17 protein-coding genes and 2 pseudogenes are annotated in these 18,351 nt (G+C 59.0%); 7 read left to right on the top strand and 12 right to left on the bottom strand.

Annotated elements, in window-relative coordinates:
• The 3 genes and pseudogenes from LL06_RS18535 to LL06_RS18525 form a co-directional block, all read left to right on the top strand.
• Window positions 1-937: acyl-CoA dehydrogenase (locus LL06_RS18535; protein ID WP_035530226.1), on the top strand; the 937-nt coding region annotated here is incomplete at its 5' end.
• Window positions 938-1,372: 435 nt separating this feature from the next.
• On the top strand, window positions 1,373-1,939 hold the full coding sequence (locus LL06_RS18530; protein WP_035530221.1) for a recombinase family protein: 567 nt from the start codon (window positions 1,373-1,375) through the stop codon (window positions 1,937-1,939).
• 394 nt (window positions 1,940-2,333) lie between these two features.
• Window positions 2,334-3,928: pseudogene (locus LL06_RS18525) on the top strand (ISL3 family transposase).
• Window positions 3,929-4,169: 241 nt separating this feature from the next.
• Here LL06_RS18525 and LL06_RS18520 read toward each other — a convergent pair.
• Window positions 4,170-6,377: a S8 family peptidase gene (locus tag LL06_RS18520; RefSeq protein WP_244447180.1), complete on the bottom strand. Its 2,208-nt coding sequence runs from the start codon at window positions 6,375-6,377 to the stop codon at window positions 4,170-4,172.
• 52 nt (window positions 6,378-6,429) lie between these two features.
• On the bottom strand, window positions 6,430-7,554 hold the full coding sequence (locus LL06_RS18515) for an ATP-binding protein (RefSeq protein WP_052161717.1): 1,125 nt from the start codon (window positions 7,552-7,554) through the stop codon (window positions 6,430-6,432).
• 116 nt (window positions 7,555-7,670) lie between these two features.
• On the opposite strand from LL06_RS18515, the gene LL06_RS26985 reads away from it, so the two are divergent.
• Genes LL06_RS26985 through LL06_RS26975 form a run of 3 tightly spaced genes read left to right on the top strand, consistent with a single transcriptional unit; the run spans window position 7,671 to window position 8,482 of the window.
• Window positions 7,671-7,895, top strand: a complete 225-nt coding sequence (locus LL06_RS26985; RefSeq protein WP_081964068.1) for a DUF2188 domain-containing protein — start codon at window positions 7,671-7,673, stop codon at window positions 7,893-7,895.
• Window positions 7,896-7,946: 51 nt separating this feature from the next.
• Window positions 7,947-8,207: a hypothetical protein gene (locus tag LL06_RS26980; protein ID WP_020918826.1), complete on the top strand. Its 261-nt coding sequence runs from the start codon at window positions 7,947-7,949 to the stop codon at window positions 8,205-8,207.
• A gap of 17 nt (window positions 8,208-8,224) precedes the next feature.
• Window positions 8,225-8,482: a hypothetical protein gene (locus LL06_RS26975; protein ID WP_035530211.1), complete on the top strand. Its 258-nt coding sequence runs from the start codon at window positions 8,225-8,227 to the stop codon at window positions 8,480-8,482.
• Window positions 8,483-8,578: 96 nt separating this feature from the next.
• Here the strand turns inward: LL06_RS26975 and LL06_RS26970 are convergent.
• The 5 genes and pseudogenes from LL06_RS26970 to LL06_RS18480 all read right to left on the bottom strand — a co-directional run.
• Window positions 8,579-8,746: pseudogene (locus LL06_RS26970) on the bottom strand (helix-turn-helix domain-containing protein); the annotation flags it as partial.
• 338 nt (window positions 8,747-9,084) lie between these two features.
• Window positions 9,085-10,314 carry a HipA domain-containing protein gene (locus LL06_RS18495; RefSeq protein WP_035530209.1) on the bottom strand — a complete coding sequence of 410 codons (1,230 nt, stop codon included), beginning with the start codon at window positions 10,312-10,314 and terminating at the stop codon, window positions 9,085-9,087.
• Complete coding sequence (locus LL06_RS18490; RefSeq protein WP_035530207.1) at window positions 10,307-10,897, bottom strand: helix-turn-helix transcriptional regulator; 591 nt, start codon at window positions 10,895-10,897, stop codon at window positions 10,307-10,309. Before LL06_RS18490 ends, LL06_RS18495 begins: the two co-directional genes overlap by 8 nt.
• Before the next feature lie 197 nt (window positions 10,898-11,094).
• The gene (locus LL06_RS18485) at window positions 11,095-11,781 is read right to left on the bottom strand and encodes an SMC-Scp complex subunit ScpB (RefSeq protein WP_035530204.1); all 687 of its coding nucleotides are present in this window, start codon (window positions 11,779-11,781) and stop codon (window positions 11,095-11,097) included.
• A gap of 2 nt (window positions 11,782-11,783) precedes the next feature.
• Complete coding sequence (locus LL06_RS18480; protein ID WP_035530202.1) at window positions 11,784-12,737, bottom strand: DUF1403 family protein; 954 nt, start codon at window positions 12,735-12,737, stop codon at window positions 11,784-11,786.
• Window positions 12,738-12,862: 125 nt separating this feature from the next.
• Between LL06_RS18480 and LL06_RS18475 the strand changes: the two genes are divergently transcribed.
• Window positions 12,863-13,996: a site-specific integrase gene (locus LL06_RS18475; protein ID WP_035530245.1), complete on the top strand. Its 1,134-nt coding sequence runs from the start codon at window positions 12,863-12,865 to the stop codon at window positions 13,994-13,996.
• A gap of 31 nt (window positions 13,997-14,027) precedes the next feature.
• Here the strand turns inward: LL06_RS18475 and LL06_RS18470 are convergent, their stop codons facing one another.
• The 5 genes from LL06_RS18470 to repA form a co-directional block, all read right to left on the bottom strand.
• Entirely contained in the window at window positions 14,028-14,318 is a 291-nt protein-coding gene (locus tag LL06_RS18470; RefSeq protein ID WP_035530200.1) for a CcdB family protein, read from the bottom strand.
• Window positions 14,306-14,560 carry a type II toxin-antitoxin system CcdA family antitoxin gene (locus LL06_RS18465; RefSeq protein ID WP_035530242.1) on the bottom strand — a complete coding sequence of 85 codons (255 nt, stop codon included), beginning with the start codon at window positions 14,558-14,560 and terminating at the stop codon, window positions 14,306-14,308. Before LL06_RS18465 ends, LL06_RS18470 begins: the two co-directional genes overlap by 13 nt.
• Window positions 14,561-14,619: 59 nt before the next feature.
• A complete protein-coding gene (gene repC, locus LL06_RS18460; protein ID WP_035530197.1) occupies window positions 14,620-15,930 on the bottom strand; it encodes a plasmid replication protein RepC in 1,311 nt (436 codons plus the stop codon).
• Between the two features lie 156 nt (window positions 15,931-16,086).
• Window positions 16,087-17,142, bottom strand: a complete 1,056-nt coding sequence (repB, locus tag LL06_RS18455; RefSeq protein WP_035530240.1) for a plasmid partitioning protein RepB — start codon at window positions 17,140-17,142, stop codon at window positions 16,087-16,089.
• Complete coding sequence (gene repA / locus LL06_RS18450) at window positions 17,139-18,317, bottom strand: plasmid partitioning protein RepA (protein WP_035530194.1); 1,179 nt, start codon at window positions 18,315-18,317, stop codon at window positions 17,139-17,141. Before repA ends, repB begins: the two co-directional genes overlap by 4 nt.
• Window positions 18,318-18,351: the final 34 nt, after the last annotated feature.

Here is an 18,351-nt window from a genome sequence, read left to right as displayed (position 1 = left end):
GTTCAACTCGGCGGCGCCCGACGACGGCAACATGATGCTGTTGGAACAGACGGCGACGCCGGCGCAGAAGGAGCGCTGGCTCAAGCCGATCGTCGACGGCGACGTGCGCTCCGCCTTCGTCATGACGGAACCGCATCCGGGCGGGGGCTCCGATCCCTCCATGATTCTGACCACGGCCACCCGCAAGGGCGACCGCTACCGCGTGCGCGGCCGCAAATGGTTCATCACCGGCGCCGCGGAAGCCAGGCATTTCATTCTCGTCGCCCGCACCTCCGACGACGAGCGCAAGGGGCTGACCGCCTTCCTGTTCGACCGTGACCAGCCGGGCTGGTCGATCGATCGGCGCATCGGCATCATGGGACCGGAAGAGCACGGCGGCCACTGCGAACTACTGTTCGAGGACCTGGAGATTCCGGTCGAGAACGTGCTGATGAGCGAAGGCGACGGCCTGAAGGCGACGCAGATCCGCCTCGGCCCCGCGCGCCTGACCCACTGCATGCGCTGGCTCGGCCTGTCCAAGCGCTGTGTCGAGATCGCCCGCCTTTATGCCGCTGAACGCTTCGCCTTCGGGCAGCGCCTGTCCCACCGCGAATCCGTTCAGATGATGCTGGGCGACCTCGCCATGAAGATCGAGATCGGCCGGCTTCTGGTCATGAAGGCAGCCGTCGAGCTCGACCGCGGCGGCTTCGCCCGCAAGGAGGTGTCGATGGCCAAGATCCACGTCGCCAATCTCCTGCACCAGGCGGCCGACACGGCGATCCAGATCAACGGCGCCCGCGGCTATTCGCGCGACACGGTGCTGGAATGGATCTACCGCTACGCCCGCCAGGCCCGGCTCGTCGACGGCGCCGACGAGGTGCACAAGATGGTCTTGAACCGCCTGCTGGAAAAGGAAGGCCCTAACTTCTGGCGCTGGGACAGCGAACCTGCCGGCTGAGGTCGCCCCGTCACCCCCCAGCCGGGCTGCGGCCGGCTCGTTCTTCCGCACACCGAACCGGGCACGCGCAGGTGGAATGGTGAGTGACGCGGCGGAAGAAGAGCAGAGGGAAGATCGCTCTTTGCGCACTTCCAGGCGCGATTTACTCGCAGGCATTTTTCAATAAGTTCAACGGTCACCGCCATATCTCCCTCCGCGGACCGAAAAACAGCCATGGCTTTATCCTTTGCCTCCTTGCCGGAACGAAAGAACAGTCTGCGCGTCTGATCGCGCCGGTCACGAAGTCCATGGTGATTGCTTAACGCAGGCTGTGTTTGGACCCCTTCCTGTCAATTATACAACGGCGGCAGAGGGAATTTTACCGAAAATAGGGCACGCCCGTTTCCGATTGCTGATCGGAAAACAAATCGAGGCCCGGAACGCCAGATATCTAATATGAAAATAGGTTACGCACGGGTTTCAACTGAAGATCAGAAACTTGATCTTCAAATAGATGCCCTCAAGAAGGCCGGCTGTGTGGAGATATATTCAGATCATGCGGTGTCGGGCGGATCATTCAATCGACCAGGCTTGACAAAGGCCCTCGATAGTCTTCAAGGCGGTGACACGCTGGTGGTCTGGAGACTTGACCGGCTTGGCCGATCCCTCATCCATCTGGTGCAATTGATCAACGAACTGGGAACGCGCGACGTTCATTTTCAATCGCTGTCGGAGCTGATCGACACCGCTTCATCGGGCGGCCGGCTGGTTTTTCACATGATGGCCGCCCTGGCGGAATTCGTGCGCTCGCTCATCAGCGAGCGCACCCGGGCCGGCATGGCGGCTGCTCGGCGCATCGGCCGCCACATGGGTCGGAAGCCGATCCTGTCGGATGAGGAACTGCGCAGCGCAGCCTATGCCGTTTCGCATCAGGGGGCGCATCTGAGCGACGTAGCCAAGCGACACGGCCTGGCGCCGCGGTCGCTGCGAAGAATGATCCAGGCGCGCGTCCACGGCAAATAGCGCCAGGACCATGAGCGATCGCCGGAGGTCGTGCCCGGCCCCCGGGCACCCGACGGTGGTCAGGAGAATTGGCGCAAGCGTCGTCGGATCTCGGTTCGCGAGGACACTTCGGGGCGCGTTCATGGCGATTAGGGCATCTGCGGTCCGACGCCGGGCAGGTGTGGCTTCGCACTTCTGTTGTTGCCGCCCGTTTGGCAAGAAGTTTCTGACCTTCTTTTACGTGTGATCGAGTGCGGACCTCTGTCAGGCCTTTCGTTGCGGCGCTTGCAAGCATGAGTATGTCAAAAGCACGATCTTTCATCACGTCATTTTCAATAAAAAAATCTCACAATTCTGAGTCTTCCTCACTTTGTGTGATTCATCGGCTGTTAGCGACGATGTCGCTATGGCGGGCATGCAAAAGAAATCGAAATGGTCGCCCGGCCCAGGGGTTAAGATTCTGGGTGCCACGCTCACTGTTGACGACGGGTGGGTTGTTTCCGCTGCTGGATCCGCAATCGGCATCTGCCCCGATTGTGGACGGCGAAGCCGAAGTCGGCATGGTTGGGCCCGCCGCAGCCTCCAGGATCTGCCGGTCCAGGGCAAGCCGGTGACAGTGAAGCTGCTGCTGAGCCGCTGGCGATGTGCACAGCGGGAATGCCCACGACGAACGTTCACCGACCGACTGCCGACGGTAGCTGATCCATACGCGCGTCGGACGAGAAGGGTCGGAGAGATTGTCGGCCTGCTCGGCCATAGCGCCGGCGGCCGTCCTGGCGAGCGGTTGATGCAGCGGCTCGGCATGCCGGTCAGTGATGACACAATCCTGAGGCAGTTGAAGCGGGATGCCACGGCTGCTCAACGCAATTCCGAGATACGGGTGGTCGGTATCGATGATTGGAGTTGGCGTCGGGCGACGAGCTACGGAACCATCATGGTCGACCTCGAGCGCCGCGCGGTTGTCGACATACTGGATGACCGTAGCGTCGAGAGTGCGGCAAAGTGGCTGCGTGACCGGCCTTCCATCGAAGTTGTCAGTCGGGACCGCTGCGGCCTGTATGCGCAGGCGACTCGTGAAGGCGCACAGCAGGCCCAACAGGTCGCTGACCGGTTTCATCTGGTCCAGAATCTTCGCTCGGCCATCGAAGAACAGATGAGCCTTTCCGGGCGCGCCACCGGGAGGGCCATTCTTTCGGAGGACGCATTTGTTGACTCTGCCACACATCGCCGTCGCGCCCGTCTTGCGCATAGTCAATCCCGCCAGGAAATATTCGACATGCTCCACGCTTTTCGCCAGCAAGGGCTATCCCACAGCGAGATCGCCCGACGGACCGGCTACGGATGTCGCAGCGTAACGAAGTGGCTAAAGTTCGAGGCTCCGCCCGACAGGCGGCGAGCAGCGTTGAAACCCACATCACCATGGTACTTTGAAACCTTCCTCGCCAAATGCTGGAAGGATGGGAATCGCTGTGGCCGGCACCTTTTTCATGACGTCAAACAGCGCGGTTACTGGGAGCCTGGCGGCGGGCCGAAAGGGAGCAGGTCGAAGATGTTCCGCCCACCGCGCTGACGTCGGAGCCGGTTCGAGACCCGGAAACCGGTCATGCAATCTCGCCAGTAGTTGCCGCCGCGCTGTGCATCAAGCCGCGAAACCTGCTGACAGAGCGACAGGTCAAAAAGGTCGATGTCCTGAAGCAGGGATCTGATGCGTTCGCCGAGATGCGACGCCTGGCGATGCGCTTCAACGGGATCCTTCATGGCAAGAGATCGGCACCACTGGACGCGTGGATCGACGATGCGATCGACTCCGAAATCATTCCGATCATGCGGTTCGCCCGCGTCCTGCGCCGAGACATTGATGCCGTCAATAATGCCATCGAGCTGCCATGGAGCAACGGGCAGGCCGAAGGCCAGATCAACCGCCTCACGACCCTCAAGCGCGCAATGTATGGTCGGGCAGGCCCTGAACTGATGAGGGCACGAATGCTACCACCGCTCCACACAAAGTGAGGAAGAGCCTGCCAAGCGGTTGTTCATATCCTGTATTCCCCCCGTTACTCCATGAAATTGAATCTTTTCTATCGAATTGTGAATCGCAGATTTGAAGATGCCGGATTGCGGCGCTGGAAATCCGAATGGGTCCCTTTTTTCCGCTTTGGCGGGAGAAACTTTTCGACACATAAAAGTCAACATTTTCAGTGTATCCCTTGCCACTTGGAACCCTCCGATTCGTTGTACGCGAAGGGACCCCTTAAAGCTCATTCGAGACCTCGATGTCCTGGTTCAAGACGGCGCTTTCAACGAAGTTTCCGAGCGCACGAGCTGTTGAGTCATAGATCGACTTCTTTCCGTCCGCGCTTGAAAGCGTAAGCACGAACGCAACTTCTTGCGCCCCCGCCTGGCTGTGATGCGTCCACCCAAATTGGTAGAGGTCACGCATGAACACGCGGGCATAAAGCCGCAGGTGTGGACCGGAAAACCCAAGCCCGCTCCCCTTGGAAAAGTCCCTGCAGTGCCTCCTGATAGGCTGCCATTTGCGAAGCTCATCGCGAGCATCGCTTTCTGGAAGCGTCGACTCTTTCATCGAGCCAAGAAGCGACGGCCACTTTTCCGCTCCCGTCTGATACGCCAGTGATGTCTCCAATCGGGAAGCGAAGTAGTTAGCGCCGCCAAACGGCGACACGAGGGGCCGCAGAACAGCGGTCAAGCTGGCGCGTCCGAACAATTTTCCGTCACGCACCAGCTCGGGAGGGATGGGAATATCGTTCCAGTAATATGCGGTTCCCGGCTCGAGTTGTGCCCGCCACGCAAGTGTGACACTGCCGGGCGCGCAGGTCCAAGGAAGGTGCCCTTGATACGGGGTTCCCCAGCCGAGGTTGGGATCGTGCTCACTTCGCTCCGCTGAATTGATGAGGAGAGCCTTGACCAAATCCGGCGTTGGTTCACGTAAGCTATCGAAAGTGTGGGCTGCCAAAGACGAGACCAACGGCGTTGCGTAACTGCTTCCCGTATCGACGACCCCACCCAGCATCCTAAGATTCGAAAACCACGACAGGTCCGGTTTCATCATCCCATCGGGGCCAGGACCGGGCAGACAGGTAGGGCATCGGTCGCCTGGGGTTCCATCCGGAAGCGCTTGACGGCCACCCACGACTATCGCCGCCTCGCAATCAGCAGGCGGATTAGGCCGGGAATTGTTGTCAGGGCTGACATTTCCAACGGAGATCACTGGAAGAAATCCAGCCGATCTCGCCAGAAGACTGATTTCATGGCCGAGAACGCTGACCTCGGAGGGATCCAAACCGGCGCCGTCCTGATTGGCAGAGATGTTCCAGACGCGCGCTTCTGGATAAAGACGCGCAACCTCCGCCAGATAGTCCACCAACTCCCGCTCATCGAAGCGCCGATTGGCGTTCCGATGGGGGACGGCCTGAACAGTTCCGATACGGCAGTTCAGTTCAGGCAGCGAGCGATTTTTGTTCCAGGCGTGCCCGTGGATAACGAGGGAGCTAACGCTATTTCCGTGTGGCTTGTCGGCTTGGACGTTCGTAACGAAAGGTGTCGCCCTGAAAGCTTCAGCCGCAGTGTAGCTTCGCGCATGCAGACCGCCATCGACGACGGCAACGATTGGAGCATTCTCATCGATTACTGGTGCGGGAGGCTCCGCTCCTTCGCCAGGTGCTGCCACTCTGATCGGCCGTACAGGATCAATGCGATAAGAAGCGCCTGACGCAATGAGCTGTCTCAACCCTTCTTTGTTCGGAATTCGGACTGTAGCGCGTCCGACGCCGGTGTTTCGATAATCTCGCATCGCCCGTGCAATGCTGGATTGTCGTGGTGTCGTGAGAGAACGCGGTTGTTCCGCTTCCTCAGATGTCCCGAGCGTGAGCCGCACGCTGGTAAATGTCGGCAAGACCAGCCTCTCATTGGCAAAGCCCTGGATACGCTCCAGGACTTCGGCCTTGGCATCTCGATCGCGGAACGGCGCAAGCCAAACAACGAACAAACGTCCGTCATCATCTTCCGGTGCGGAATTCCAGAGTTCATTGACCGATCGACCGCGCAATCGACTTTTCGCATCAAATTGTTTGAGAGACGAAACACGGGATATGTCGGCTTGCACCGCATAGCCGATTGGATGTTCGATTGCGTGAAGGAGGCGAGGCAACTGTCGGACATCAGCCTCGATCAAATAGCCGCCGGGAAGAGGAGCAACGAGCCTGCATCCATGACGCTGCGAGAACAGGTCATCGGGGGTGTGCGTTGGAGCAAGGGAATCCTCACTGAACATCCGAACGACTAGGTGCGTTAGACCCGAGTATGTGGACAACTCTGTCCGGTGTTCATAAATGTCGCGTGTTTCGCTCGCGAGCACTTCCTGCTGCCGGCCGAGCCGCTTCTTGACGATACTGTCGATGCCTTTGCCACGCCCCGTCGGACTTCGCAGCGCCGGGCCCATCTGAAGGCTCAGAACGGGATAGAGAAGGGGTTGGTCTCTAGGCTCCACCATTCTACACTTCCCCTTCCTGTTGCTTCAGGTAAGCATAAATGGCTTGCCGTGACACTCCGAGAATGCGGGCGGTATCCGCCCCCCCAATGGCGTACTTCTCCTTGAGGGCTATTGCAACCTGGCGTTTCTGCTCCGCATCCAATGGCTGCCGCTGCACAGGGACAGTACGGCCTGAACGTGGCTCCAGCAGAGCCGCAACGACGGCTCCAAAGTCAATGTCACGCGACTCATGAACGGCATGACGCCGCGCCGACAGACTCATCGTTTCGATATCGGCCCCCGACAACCCTTCGGACACGACGGCGAATAGCTCGGCGCGACTCTCCTCATCTTTGTCCTCAAAAAGAAAATGGCGCCAAAGGTCAGCGCGAACGCTTTCGTCTGGAAGACCGAGTTCTATTTTATAAGGGAACCGCCTCCAAATTGCAGGATCAAGAAGATGTGCATGATTGGTTGCGGCAACCACAATCGAGCTCGGGTCCAGCACGTCCAACGCTTGAATGACAGTATTGACGACGCGTTTGAGTTCGCCCAACTCGTGCCGATCGTCACGCAGCTTTGCGACTGCATCCATCTCATCGAGGAAAAGAACGGCGTTGCGCGCCGGCACGAAATCAAACACCGAACGGATATTTTTGGCGGTGTCCCCGAGCAAAGAGGAGATGACCGAGTCGAGCCGGACGACATATAGCGGACGAGACAACTGCGCAGCGATATGGCCGGCGAGGAGAGACTTGCCTGTTCCTGGCGGGCCAGAGAGCAGAAGCCCAAGACGTGACGCCAATCCTTTGGCGCTCAAGTCATCAATGCGCCGGGCATCCGCGATGAAATCGCTGAACACATGCCACCCGCCTTCGTTCAGAAAAATAGGCGTATCGGGCCAGGTCTGCTCCTCGACAAGCGGCAAGCGGGATTTCGAGTCCACGGGTAGCGATTCTACGTAGCCAGACGCCTTCAAAGGCACCCCCCTCTTGCGCACCAGGGCCTTCAATTCCTTGGCGATGGAAGTCTCACCATTCTTGTCGAGATCTCGCGCGAGCGCATTCGCAGCTCTGCGTACGCGCGTGTAGTCGGCGGAAAGTGCCGCATCGGCCAACTCCAGCACATTTTTCATCTCAATGGTCATGATCACTCCATGCGTAAAGCTTCTAGTCGGATTCGTAAACCACAATAGCCATATTGACAATTAAATTTTCCTTAATGTAAATTGCATTGGCACTCAAGAAAAAGGAATCTGATGCAATGACAAAGAAAAATCAGCATGTGGTTCCCCATAACGGCGAATGGGCCGTGCGGGGCGCTGGAAATCAGCGAGTGACTTCCACGCATGGAACGCAGGCCGACGCGGCTGCTGCTGCTCGCAATATTGCGATCAACCAGCAGAGCGAAGTGGTCATCCACCGTCCCAACGGACAAATCAGAGACAAGGATTCCTACGGTCGCGATCCGTTCCCGCCGCGTGGCTAAAACCTGAGGCCGCCTGGAGTGAGGCGGCCTCTTTATCAAAGGAGAGAAGAAATGCAGTTTGAAGGCGCATTAGTCCGCGAGCAAGGCGTCACATTCGCCATCGTCATAGTTAAGCCGCACGTTCTAAATAGCGGCCATCAAGCCGATGAGGTTGCGTACAGCTTCCAGCCGGCATTCCCGGGCGTGCCGATTGTTCTCATGGCGCAAAACAGTCGGGGAGTACCGACATATCGTGGCCGACGTGATCTCGTTAATTTTCTGTCGCGGGTGCCTATGCAGGCCATACCCTGGAAGCGCTACACCTTGAACTGACCAAGTAGACTACGTAGATGCTCAAAACCGATACCCGTCAGGCAAATTGGCGACGAGTCAATCCCGCAAAGTATGAGGCTCACCTCGTCGTGCAGCGTGCAGTAAAGGCGGGCGAGCTGAGAAAGGACACGTGTGAGGTCTGCGGCAACGAAGCCGTCGATGCCCATCACGATCAATATGATCAGCCTTTGAAAGTCCGGTGGCTATGCCGTCGCCATCACACGAGGCTTCACCATTATGGTGAGGACCTGTTTCCCATCCGGACTTCGTGTTAGCGCTCATCACCGATGTGCGCAGAAGAAAATATGAGCCCAAGAAGGCATGGGCGACGGGAAAACGGCGGCGCAGACGGCGGCAACAGAACTTTCCGACTAGATAATCCCCCACGCCCGAAACCTCCCCCTCTCCGTCATCTCCCTGAGGCCCAGTTCCAAAACGATCCGCCGCGCCGCCTGCGGTGTCACCTCGAGCGTTTTCGCCACCATCCCGGCCGACACCAATGGTTTTACCATCACCAGCTCGACCAGCTCCGGCAGCTTTTTCGCCATGACAGCTCACCCACTCACCTTTCTCATGAAACCAACCCGAACCATTTCGGCGCTTTTCTGTGATCGAGCGCCGGGCGACGTCCAAGCCACTCGGTGAGAAGCCACCGCCTGAAGCCTATCGTCGCGGTGAGGTGTGCCCGTTGTCGATAGCTGATAGACCGCTGACAATGGAGGTGATCGACTGCTGGGGAACAAGTTTGCGGAGGGCGAGCCAAAGTGCCGTCGCGCTGAGGTAATACATAGCCTGGGCGGTGCAGGCATACTTGCCACTTCCGGACGGGCACGCCGTTGGCGAACCCCGACGGCCTGATGAGACAACCGGCAAGATGCTACTTCGCAAACTCCCGGTACAACTCGACCGTCGGGGCGTGCGTATCGATCGCGTCGGCGATCTTGGACGCCATCGGTAGGTTCTTTTTCTCCGCCACCCATACCGCCCTGAACCGTTCAACCGTCTCTCGCGCGGTATCCATAACCAGCTTTTCGGAAAGCTCCGCTTTCGCAGCCATATGTTCCAGCTCATCCTTCGACAGAGCTGCCATCTTTTTGGTGCGAGAGAAATTGAGCGCTGCCGTATCTTCCCCCTCGATGTAAGGGATGGTCGACAACAGATCATAGGCTGGAGAGAGCGCTGGGGTGCGGCGATCTGGATAGATGAGCGACCAGTTCTTCAAATGCATGTCGCCATTGCCGATGAGTGTGCTGAAGACCAGACGGCGGATGAACTCCGCAACATCGGCTGTGCTTGCTTCGATCCCCAACACGCGCCCGATCATCCGGTAATTGCCCTTGTCGTATTTATGATCGGGCAAGACGCCGAAGACTTGCGCAAAATCCTCGATATGCACTGGACCCTCCGGCGTGCGGTCAAAACGCTTGATCGCCAGCGCCTGTCCGTGCAGTTCGCCCACCCCCTGCGGCAGACCGCTCACGGCATTGAGATCAACCAGCTGGATCTCGGGCACGTCCATACCCATCATACCGGCGACGGTCATCATTGCGAACTCGTTCTCGGGCACGCCGCTATACTGCTGCGACGGAAGCTTCACGATCCACGAGCCACCGGTGCCCTGGGCCGGAATGGTCAGGCCGCCACCCTTTTTGTCATTCTGGAAGGCGGAGAATTTGAGCTGCACACCCGCCAGCGAAAAGCGTAGCGCATTCGGCCGCGCTTCGGTGATCGCCTGCTCATTGTCCAGAGGCGCATCATCCCCTTCGGAGGGATGCACCGTCACAGCCCCGGGCAGGTCCCGGCCGAGCATCCAGAGCAGGAAGAATTCCCGCGACGGCTTCACACCCGCACGATCAGCGAGGTATTTGCGCAGCGGTCCTTCCGGCAACAGGTTCGAAAAGAAGGGCGGGACGACGATATTGTACGGCCTGAATCTCGTAATGAACGCGCCGAACGGGTCTTTCAGGGACAGGCTGAGCGTCGGTCGCTTTTCGTCTTCGATATAGGCATCGTTGAACGCGAAGATCGTGCGCCCGTCCTGCAGGTTCGTAAGGGTGGCGACCGGTTCACCATACAGTCTGACATCGAGCACCGTGACCTTAGGCATCGTCGTCTTCCTCATCCAGTGCATAGGCCGAGCGAGGGAACACGTCATGACGGTCGCGGTGTACTGCGGCGTTGCGCAGTTGTCTTACGGCATCAACGATCTTGCTCAGTTCACCGACGGACGGAGGATCACTCCCCCACTTGTCCAGGGGGGCAGTAGCCTCCTTGAGGGTGTCGATATCCTCGCTCGACAAAGAAAGATGCCGTAAGAGCGCGAGGCTGCTTTTGAACGCATCTGCGTCGACTGCACTGCCAAGCACGCCCCTGTGCTGCGCAGACCACCGCTCAAGGCGCCCCACCAGTTTGCGCTGGTCGGATGGCACGATATCGTTCGATGTCGCTATGCTGTCTAGGATACTGCGGATTGCCGGCATCAGTTTTTTCGGGGCAAGGACGATCTCAAGATCGAGAGCGCGCGCCACGTCCACGAGGCTGTCCAGACCGGGCTCCATGGTGCCCCGCTCTATCTGAGAAATATGGCTTTGCGTCAGGCCGGAACGTGCGCTCAGCTCGCGCTGGCTCATCTTCCGCGCTTCACGCGCGCTGCGCAGTTGCTGCGTTATGTGCTCCGTTTTATAAGCCACATCACTATCCTACATCACAACATGCGGGCCATACAGAATATTATATAGCCACTTATCCGCATCGAAGCAATCATGATACATAATTATATATCAACTCGACATCCAAAGGCGGGATAATATATCAAATTATGTCCAAGACCCGGACTCTCGAACAAAATGGAGCCACATCAACCGACGAGGAGCCGCCCCAAAATCAGTCACTCCCCGTCCAGTTCTGGATTAGATTCCACCATGGAACCCTCTTTAATCCGCCGACCGAGCAACCCTGCATCATCAAGTGCCTCCAAATCGGGCAGGTCGCGCAACGTTTCCAAACCTAAGGCGGAAAGGAAGTGCTTCGTCGTCACATAGGTATAGGGCGCCCCCGGCGTCGGGCTGCGGGGCCCGGACGCAATAAACCCCGCCCCCCGCAAGGCGCTGATCGTGTCGCGGGAAACCTCCTTGCCAAAAATCTTCGACAGCTCGCTTCTCGTGACAGGCTGTGAATAGGCAATCGCCATGAGCACCATCGACTCGAACTCGGACAGGGCCGCCGCCCCGCCCCGCGTCGGCGCGCAAGAAGCCCGGATCGCCTCCGCGTAAGCCGGACGGCTTCGATGCTGCCAGCCGCCGGCGACGGACACCAGTTCATAAGGCCGGGATCGGAGCTCCTCTTGCAGATCATCGATCAGTAGATCAATACTGCAATCCTTGCCAACAACGCGTGCCAGGGTTTCACGCGTCACCGGCTCGGCCGAGGCAAAGATCACCGCCTCGACTCGCATCATCCATTCCCGCCAGCGCAAGTCCGCCGGCAGATCCCCCAACTCCCGATCAAGCAGCCGTTCGGCTGCAACGTTCGCTTTTTTGTTGCGGGTTGTTTTTGCTGCGGGGGCTCCGGTCATCGTCACAATCCAAAAATCCGGAACGACGTTCGGCCGGACAGCTCGCGCACGGCGCCAAAACTCTGAAGCCGTTCGAACAGGCGGGTTGCAGCCCAACGGGACAGGTTGCTGCCGGGCGCCGAGGCCGCAATAGCATCCTCATTGAGCAATGCGTGGATCACTGGCTCCGCCCCCTTGGTGCGCAGCTTCGGCGCAACAGCAACAAGCTGATCGGCTCGACGGGCGATCTCGCCGGCTGACCGCAGGGCGCCCACTGTGCCGTCAACCAGTGCCAAACAAAGCGCCCCCGCGAATGCGGGTTCGCCGGGGCGGACGCGGCCTCGCCCTCCGAGGATGCGGAAGGCCGGTCTAAACCGTTCGGACAGCAGAAGCGGGACAGGCTTTGGCCATTTGAGTTTTTGCGCCAGGACATTATCGGCCAGCATGAACGCAAGCACTTCAGCGTCTGGGCGAACGGCAGAAATCGCCGTTATCAGGTCCGCCACCGCGAAGGGAGCCGCCCGCCCGGACTGAAGCGCAGCGTCGACCAGACCAGGAATCCCCGCAAGGTCTTCATCCCATCCGAGAGCCAACAAGTCCGCGAGCTCTGTCACGAAGGCCGTGGTGACACGACCGGATCGGCCAGGCGATCTTTTCGTGGCCAAAAGGACCTTTCCGGCCGGTCCGGGATCATCACCTGGTGCGGTCAGCAAGACCGCGTCACGCAACGCGTGTTCGTCCTCGGTTCGGCCCATTAACCGCGCGGCAACGGCAGCACATTTTAGGGCTTGCCGGGACCGCCAGCATCCCGCCCAAGCTGGATCAAGCCGAACCAGATCATTGAGGGATTTCAGGGCGATGCCGGCTGCAAAGGCCGCATCCGTCTCCGAAACATCGCGGCCGCGCGCTTGCGACCAGCCAGGCAGGCTGAACAGTCGAATCGGCATTGATGAGGGGGCAAACGGCAACGAATCCATGCCGGTGACGCTACACCGGACGTGCGGTTTATTCTATATTTTTCTGCGATAACCGCTCGGCATGTCGTGATCTTTTCATAACTGATAAGATTGCATTATCAGTCATTTTGCTCTTTATAAAGGGTATGGCCCAAATCATCGAGCAGAACCCGGAAAATGACGCTCAGGACAGCTCAGCGCCGTCTGACTGCACGGCGGTTTCCGGTGATGTTTCCGCGGCCGGGATGTCGGCCGGTCTCCCCTCCCCTCTTGCGGAGGTCAATGTCGGCGTGCCGGCGCATCTCCGGGACCTAACCGACCGTGCCCGCACCTATGTGGAGGCGGCGTCTTCCGCCAACACGCGCCGTGCCTACGCCAGCGACTGGAAGCACTTTACAGCCTGGTGCCGACGCCAGAATCTGGCCCCCCTTCCCCCGGATCCGGAAACCATAGGTCTCTACATCACCGCCTGTGCCTCCGGTGCGTCCGAGCGCGGCGCGAAGCCCAACGGTGTCTCGACCATCGAGCGGCGCCTGGCTGCTATTGGCTGGAACTGTACCCAGCGCGGCATGGTGCTGGATCGAAAAGATCGCGCCATTGCGACGGTGATGGCTGGTATCCGCAACACCCACGCTGCTCCACCCAGGCAGAAGGAGGCACTGCTGCCGGAAGATCTGATGGCAATGCTGGAAACGCTGGACCGGGGAACGCTGCGCGGTCTGAGGGATCGAGCGATGCTGCTCATCGGTTTTGCCGGCGGCTTGCGACGATCTGAGATCACCGGCCTCGATCTCGGTCGCGACCAAACGGAGGACGGGCGTGGCTGGATCGAGATGCTCGACAAAGGCCTGTTGGTTACGCTGCGCGGAAAGACCGGCTGGCGCGAGGTGGAGATCGGCCGCGGTTCATCCGATGCGACCTGCCCGGTTACTGCAGTTGAGACCTGGATCAAGTTTGCGAAACTCGCCAAAGGTCCTTTGTTTCGCCGCGTGACCGGCAAGGGAAAAAATGTCGGGCCAGATCGGCTCGGCGATCAGGAAGTGGCGCGTCTGGTCAAAAGGACGGCGCTGGCTGCGGGCGTGCGGGGTGATTTGTCAGAAGCTGACCGGGAGAATCTGTTTGCCGGCCATTCGCTGCGCGCAGGGCTTGCCTCATCCGCCGAGGTCGATGAGCGCTACGTGCAAAAGCAACTTGGTCATGCATCTGCAGAAATGACCCGAAAATACCAGCGACGCCGTGATCGGTTTCGGGTCAATCTGACGAAAGCGGCAGGGTTGTAAGCGCCCTCAGTGGCCCCGCTGGTTTAGTCCTCTAAACACCCGCCATCAGGACATCGACCGCGCGTGTTATCTGATTGCCCTGCTCCGCCACATTTCCCACCCGCTGCAAACTTGCCCTGCGCACCGCAGCAATCAACCGCGTGGCCAGCACAAAGCGCATTGCTTCAAACTGGATGTCGGGGTTGAGAAGCTTCACTGCCGGATAGTCTGGCAGCAGAGGAATGACGACGACGGCTGGGTCGGGAGGCAGCAGGTCACTTTCAACAACGACCATCAACACGCCCTTGTAATGGGCAACATCATAGCGGCTCAGCTGTTCCACGAGGCACCGCCCGGGGCCGCGATGATATCGGCGAGAGGATGACCATTGCGCTCATGCCATTCTGCCTGCGCTGCGAATGCATCGGCGTTTTCAGCCTGCCATTTCCTGTTGCGGGCCTCACCGATTGCCTTGAGAAGAGCTGCTTCAGCCACAGCGGACACGTTGATCTGCAGGTCTCTCGCGCTGTCGAGCGCATCTGCATCCAGTGTCACGGAGGTCTTGCGCTTAAGTGTACCTGTCATGAGAACCTGTTCCTTGTACATACCGTCAATATATACCGCGCAATGGCAGGACACAACCCTCACCCTGCCCGCCTTTCACCGGTTCCATTGGCGCGAATCTGCGCCATCAGCATCGGTCCGAGCGAGAATTCTCCGCGTTCGGCACGGCTAGTCAGATCGCGAAGATAGCCGCCGGCGGAATTGATATGACCGGCCCGTTCAAGAATGCAGGCGATGACAGTGGCGGCGTTTTCAGGGCCGAGAATCGCGCAGGCCTCCTCATAGGCCGACGGCGAAACGCCCAGCGTCGAGCGGACAACCACTGCGGCTCCCATTAGATCCCGCCAGCTGGAAATGGCTCCACCCGGCCCGTAATCGCGGATCTCGCGACAGGCCGACAAGACCATGCCGAGCGGAAACGGCTGCCGAACAAACCCGGCTAGGTTATCGGATTGCCGCCCGCTATGCCCAATTGCGGCGCCCTGCCCCACCCCCGACGCCGTCGACTTTATGTCCATAATTTCCGGCTCTACGTCGTTACGGTCGACAGGATCGCAATCTGCGCCTCGCTTTTTTCCTAAGCGAAGTTCAGATTCAAAAAAGGAGTCTGGTTTTGAATTCTGTTTGTGACGCTCATCTTCATGGGCATTGCCGCTTGGTTTGGCGGTTTTTATCTGGCTTTCCAAGTGGTTGAGGATGTTTTCGCGCAGGAACTCAATCGCCTCGAGTGCAGCAGTCGTCATCTCCAGCGTCGGCTTGCGTGGATAGTCCGCAAATATCGCCCGGTACTCGTCTTGAACCGCCAGCCAATCGCCCGCAGCCCCCTCTTCCAGCGCCGTTTCTATCAGCTTGAGCACATCGCGTCGGCAGATCGTCAACCGCTCCTTCATGCGACGCATGTGCAAGCGCTCAGCTTCCACCTCCGCGGCCAGCTGCGCGATCTCCTCGGCGCGGGCCAGCAGCGGCTTAAGCGAAAAGCCGAAAGCCTCATCTATTTCACCAGCCCGGCTGCGCCTGGCAAAACGCTTGCCATTGGCACTATCCTTGCGGATGAGAAGTCCGGACGAGACCAGAACAGCAAGGTGCCGGCGGATGGTCTGCTCAGCCATGCCATTGGCGCGGCGTGACAATTGCGCATTGGAAGGGAATACGATCAGGCTGTCGCCCGCCGCTAGCTCGGATTTGGGATAGAAGCTGATCAGCGCCGAAAGCACGGCCAACGCCCGGTCGGTGATGCCCAGGCGCGGCCGGGCTTCACAGAGTGCCTGATAGATCTTCCACTTATCTACACTCGCGTCGTCGTCGATTTCAGCGGCCGTCATCTGGTCCGCCAACATGGCATAGGTCACCGTTCGCCGCCCGAAAGGCGTCGTGATATGGTCGAGCTGCATTTTCTTTCACCTTCCAAAAGGCAATAGAAATTCATTCGCCAAAATGGCGCCAAACACTCTTGACTGTGATTCGGGGAAGTGCGATTCTCTAGCTGCTAGACACGAGAAGGGCTTCCACGACGGCGACGTTTGGGGGCCTTTTTCTATTGCGTTGCACTAACTCCGTTTGTCGTTGGTCTTCGCCCTAATCTCTTGGAGATAGGCGTCGTGAATGATTTCCATTTGTCTGGCCAGATAGGCGACAAATTCGGGTGGAACCGATTTGGCAAAGCTCATCCGCGCCCCTGAATTTCCATAGCTAACCTCAGCCAGTTTCATGCCCTTGGACATGATGGTCTCGCGCTGCTGTGCCTTGGGCTCGGGGGCCCGTGCCTTTTCGAACTTCGCCGACAGCGCCAGGGCAAAGCGGTCTTCGCTCGACATTTCAGCGTCGGTGCTGGCCAGCAGCTCCTCGACCATCGTGTGGGCCTCGGGAAACGCTGCCCACTTGTCCACCAGCTCGAGCCAGCGGCGGCGGCCGATCTCGGGCGCCGGACCGATGGCGTGCAGCAGGCTTTGCGGCAGCGTCGCGGCAATCCGGATCATCTCGGAAATATGCGACTTGCCGGTCGACAGCGACGCACAGATGGTGGCCCGGTCATAGCCCGCCTTCTCCTGCGCGAAGGCAAAATTGCATTTCTCGATGAAGGTGAGATCATTGCGGGCCGAGTTCTCCTCGCCCTGGAAGACAATGGCTTCGGCATCATCAAGCGGCCGGATGATCGCCTTGAATTTCAGCCCCAGCTTCTGCGCCGCAGCCAAACGCCGGCGCCCATAGACGATCTGGTAGCGCTGCGGATCATCCTTGAGCGGACGCACCAGGCCTGGCACGATCTGCCCGCGCTCGCGCATCGAATTGACGAGTTCCGAAATCGCGGCCTCGTCATAGGCCCCGGCAAACCGGTCCGGAATGCTCGACGGCACAATCTCTGACGGCTCGAGTTCACTAACATAACCGCCATCCTTGAGCACCCGTTCGGCCAGTTCGCCACGCTCCTGGATCTGGCGAACGCCGGCGGCAACCTTTTTCAGATGCGGCGACGACATCACCCGTTCGCGTGGCGCCATGGCCTGCCCTGCCCCGGATGTTGCACCGGATTCGGCCCCGTCCTGATCATCGCTGAGCTTGCCCAGCACATTGGCGAACATGCCTTTGGAATCTTTCCGGCTCATGTGCGTCCCCATGCATCTGTCAGCAGGTCCTCGATCTCTGCATTCACACCATTGATCGATTCCATCGCCCTGTCATAGGTCTTGGGTGCCGAGAACCGCGAACGCTGTACCTCATACAGGCTCTGCTTCCAGGTTAGCGCATCTGCCACCGCTGTGGATTTTATCACCGTGTTGAGCAGCAGATCATTGCCGAAAACCTGTCGCATCAAGGCCATCATATTGGCTTGCGGATGGTCGTTCGGCTCGAATTTGGTGATCAGGAATTTGGCGAAATCCCACTCAGCCCTTGTGCCCATGTCGTTGAGGATCTGCATGTAGGAGCCGGCAAGCTCGAGGAATTTCGCCGTCGAGTCGACATCCAGCATGTGGGCGGGAACCGGAATGAGAACGGCCGTCGCAGCCGTCAGCGACGACAAGGTCAGGAAGTTCAGCGAAGGGGCCGAATCCATCAGGATGACATCATAATTGTCCTCGACTTGGGCAATCGCCTGGGCCGCGCGCAACAGGAATTCGGTACCGCCGGATTTTCGCATTTCAAGTGCAACGGCGGTTTCGAACTCGGTGAGTTCTAGCCCGGCGCAGATCACGTCAAAGCCTTCAATATGGGTCTTGTGAACCAGCGACTGGGTCGGCACCGGGTCGTCAAAGCGGATGGCAGAGTAAAACGTGTCGCCCTCGCGCGGATCGAAATCCGGCAAGGAGCCGTGCAGGGCGGTCAGCGACGCCTGCGGATCGAGATCGATGGTCAGCACCCGGTAGCCTCTCAAGGCCAGATAATGGCCGAGATGGATGGTGGTCGAGGTTTTGGACGAACCGCCCTTGAAATTGGTGACGGCAATCACCTGACAAGCCTCGCCTCCAATGCGGCGCGGATTGATCCATTTCTTGCGGCCGTTTTCGGCCAACAACATGCGCAGTTCGAGAATCTGCTCGACGGTGTAAAGCCTGCGGCCATTGGTGGTAACTTCCGGTTCAGGCCCTCGGCCCTTGAGCGATATCTGGCGGATATAGGCTTCCGTTACCCCCAGCAGACTTGCCACCTCCGAGGACGCAAAGGTCCGCATGATGCGGTGGGCATCTGGCGGAAACTGCGCCAGCGACAAATTGCGCAAAGCGTGATCCAACTTGTTGGAAAACCTCTGCATAAAGTCCAGACTGTTCAAATGACGAGTCAATGTGTTGCTCCGTGGTGTCTTAATCCACTGTATT

Source organism: Hoeflea sp. BAL378, assembly GCF_000759435.1.
In the GTDB taxonomy this organism is placed as follows: domain Bacteria; phylum Pseudomonadota; class Alphaproteobacteria; order Rhizobiales; family Rhizobiaceae; genus Hoeflea.
Note: the sequence above shows the minus strand (reverse complement) of the source record. Positions and strands in the feature narration are given on the sequence as shown.

Excerpts from the sequence above, each read along its gene's own strand:
- LL06_RS18495 (WP_035530209.1), bottom strand. The coding sequence starts at position 10,314 with ATGCCTAAGGTCACGGTGCTCGATGTCAGACTGTATGGTGAACCGGTC.
- LL06_RS18485 (WP_035530204.1), bottom strand. The coding sequence starts at position 11,781 with ATGACCGGAGCCCCCGCAGCAAAAACAACCCGCAACAAAAAAGCGAAC.
- repC (WP_035530197.1), bottom strand. The coding sequence starts at position 15,930 with ATGCAGCTCGACCATATCACGACGCCTTTCGGGCGGCGAACGGTGACC.
- repB (WP_035530240.1), bottom strand. The coding sequence starts at position 17,142 with ATGAGCCGGAAAGATTCCAAAGGCATGTTCGCCAATGTGCTGGGCAAG.
- LL06_RS18530 (WP_035530221.1), top strand. The coding sequence starts at position 1,373 with ATGAAAATAGGTTACGCACGGGTTTCAACTGAAGATCAGAAACTTGAT.
- LL06_RS26985 (WP_081964068.1), top strand. The coding sequence starts at position 7,671 with ATGACAAAGAAAAATCAGCATGTGGTTCCCCATAACGGCGAATGGGCC.
- LL06_RS18465 (WP_035530242.1), bottom strand. The coding sequence starts at position 14,560 with ATGACAGGTACACTTAAGCGCAAGACCTCCGTGACACTGGATGCAGAT.
- LL06_RS18520 (WP_244447180.1), bottom strand. The coding sequence starts at position 6,377 with ATGGGCCCGGCGCTGCGAAGTCCGACGGGGCGTGGCAAAGGCATCGAC.
- LL06_RS26975 (WP_035530211.1), top strand. The coding sequence starts at position 8,225 with ATGCTCAAAACCGATACCCGTCAGGCAAATTGGCGACGAGTCAATCCC.
- LL06_RS18515 (WP_052161717.1), bottom strand. The coding sequence starts at position 7,554 with ATGACCATTGAGATGAAAAATGTGCTGGAGTTGGCCGATGCGGCACTT.
- LL06_RS18480 (WP_035530202.1), bottom strand. The coding sequence starts at position 12,737 with ATGGATTCGTTGCCGTTTGCCCCCTCATCAATGCCGATTCGACTGTTC.
- LL06_RS18475 (WP_035530245.1), top strand. The coding sequence starts at position 12,863 with ATGGCCCAAATCATCGAGCAGAACCCGGAAAATGACGCTCAGGACAGC.
- LL06_RS26980 (WP_020918826.1), top strand. The coding sequence starts at position 7,947 with ATGCAGTTTGAAGGCGCATTAGTCCGCGAGCAAGGCGTCACATTCGCC.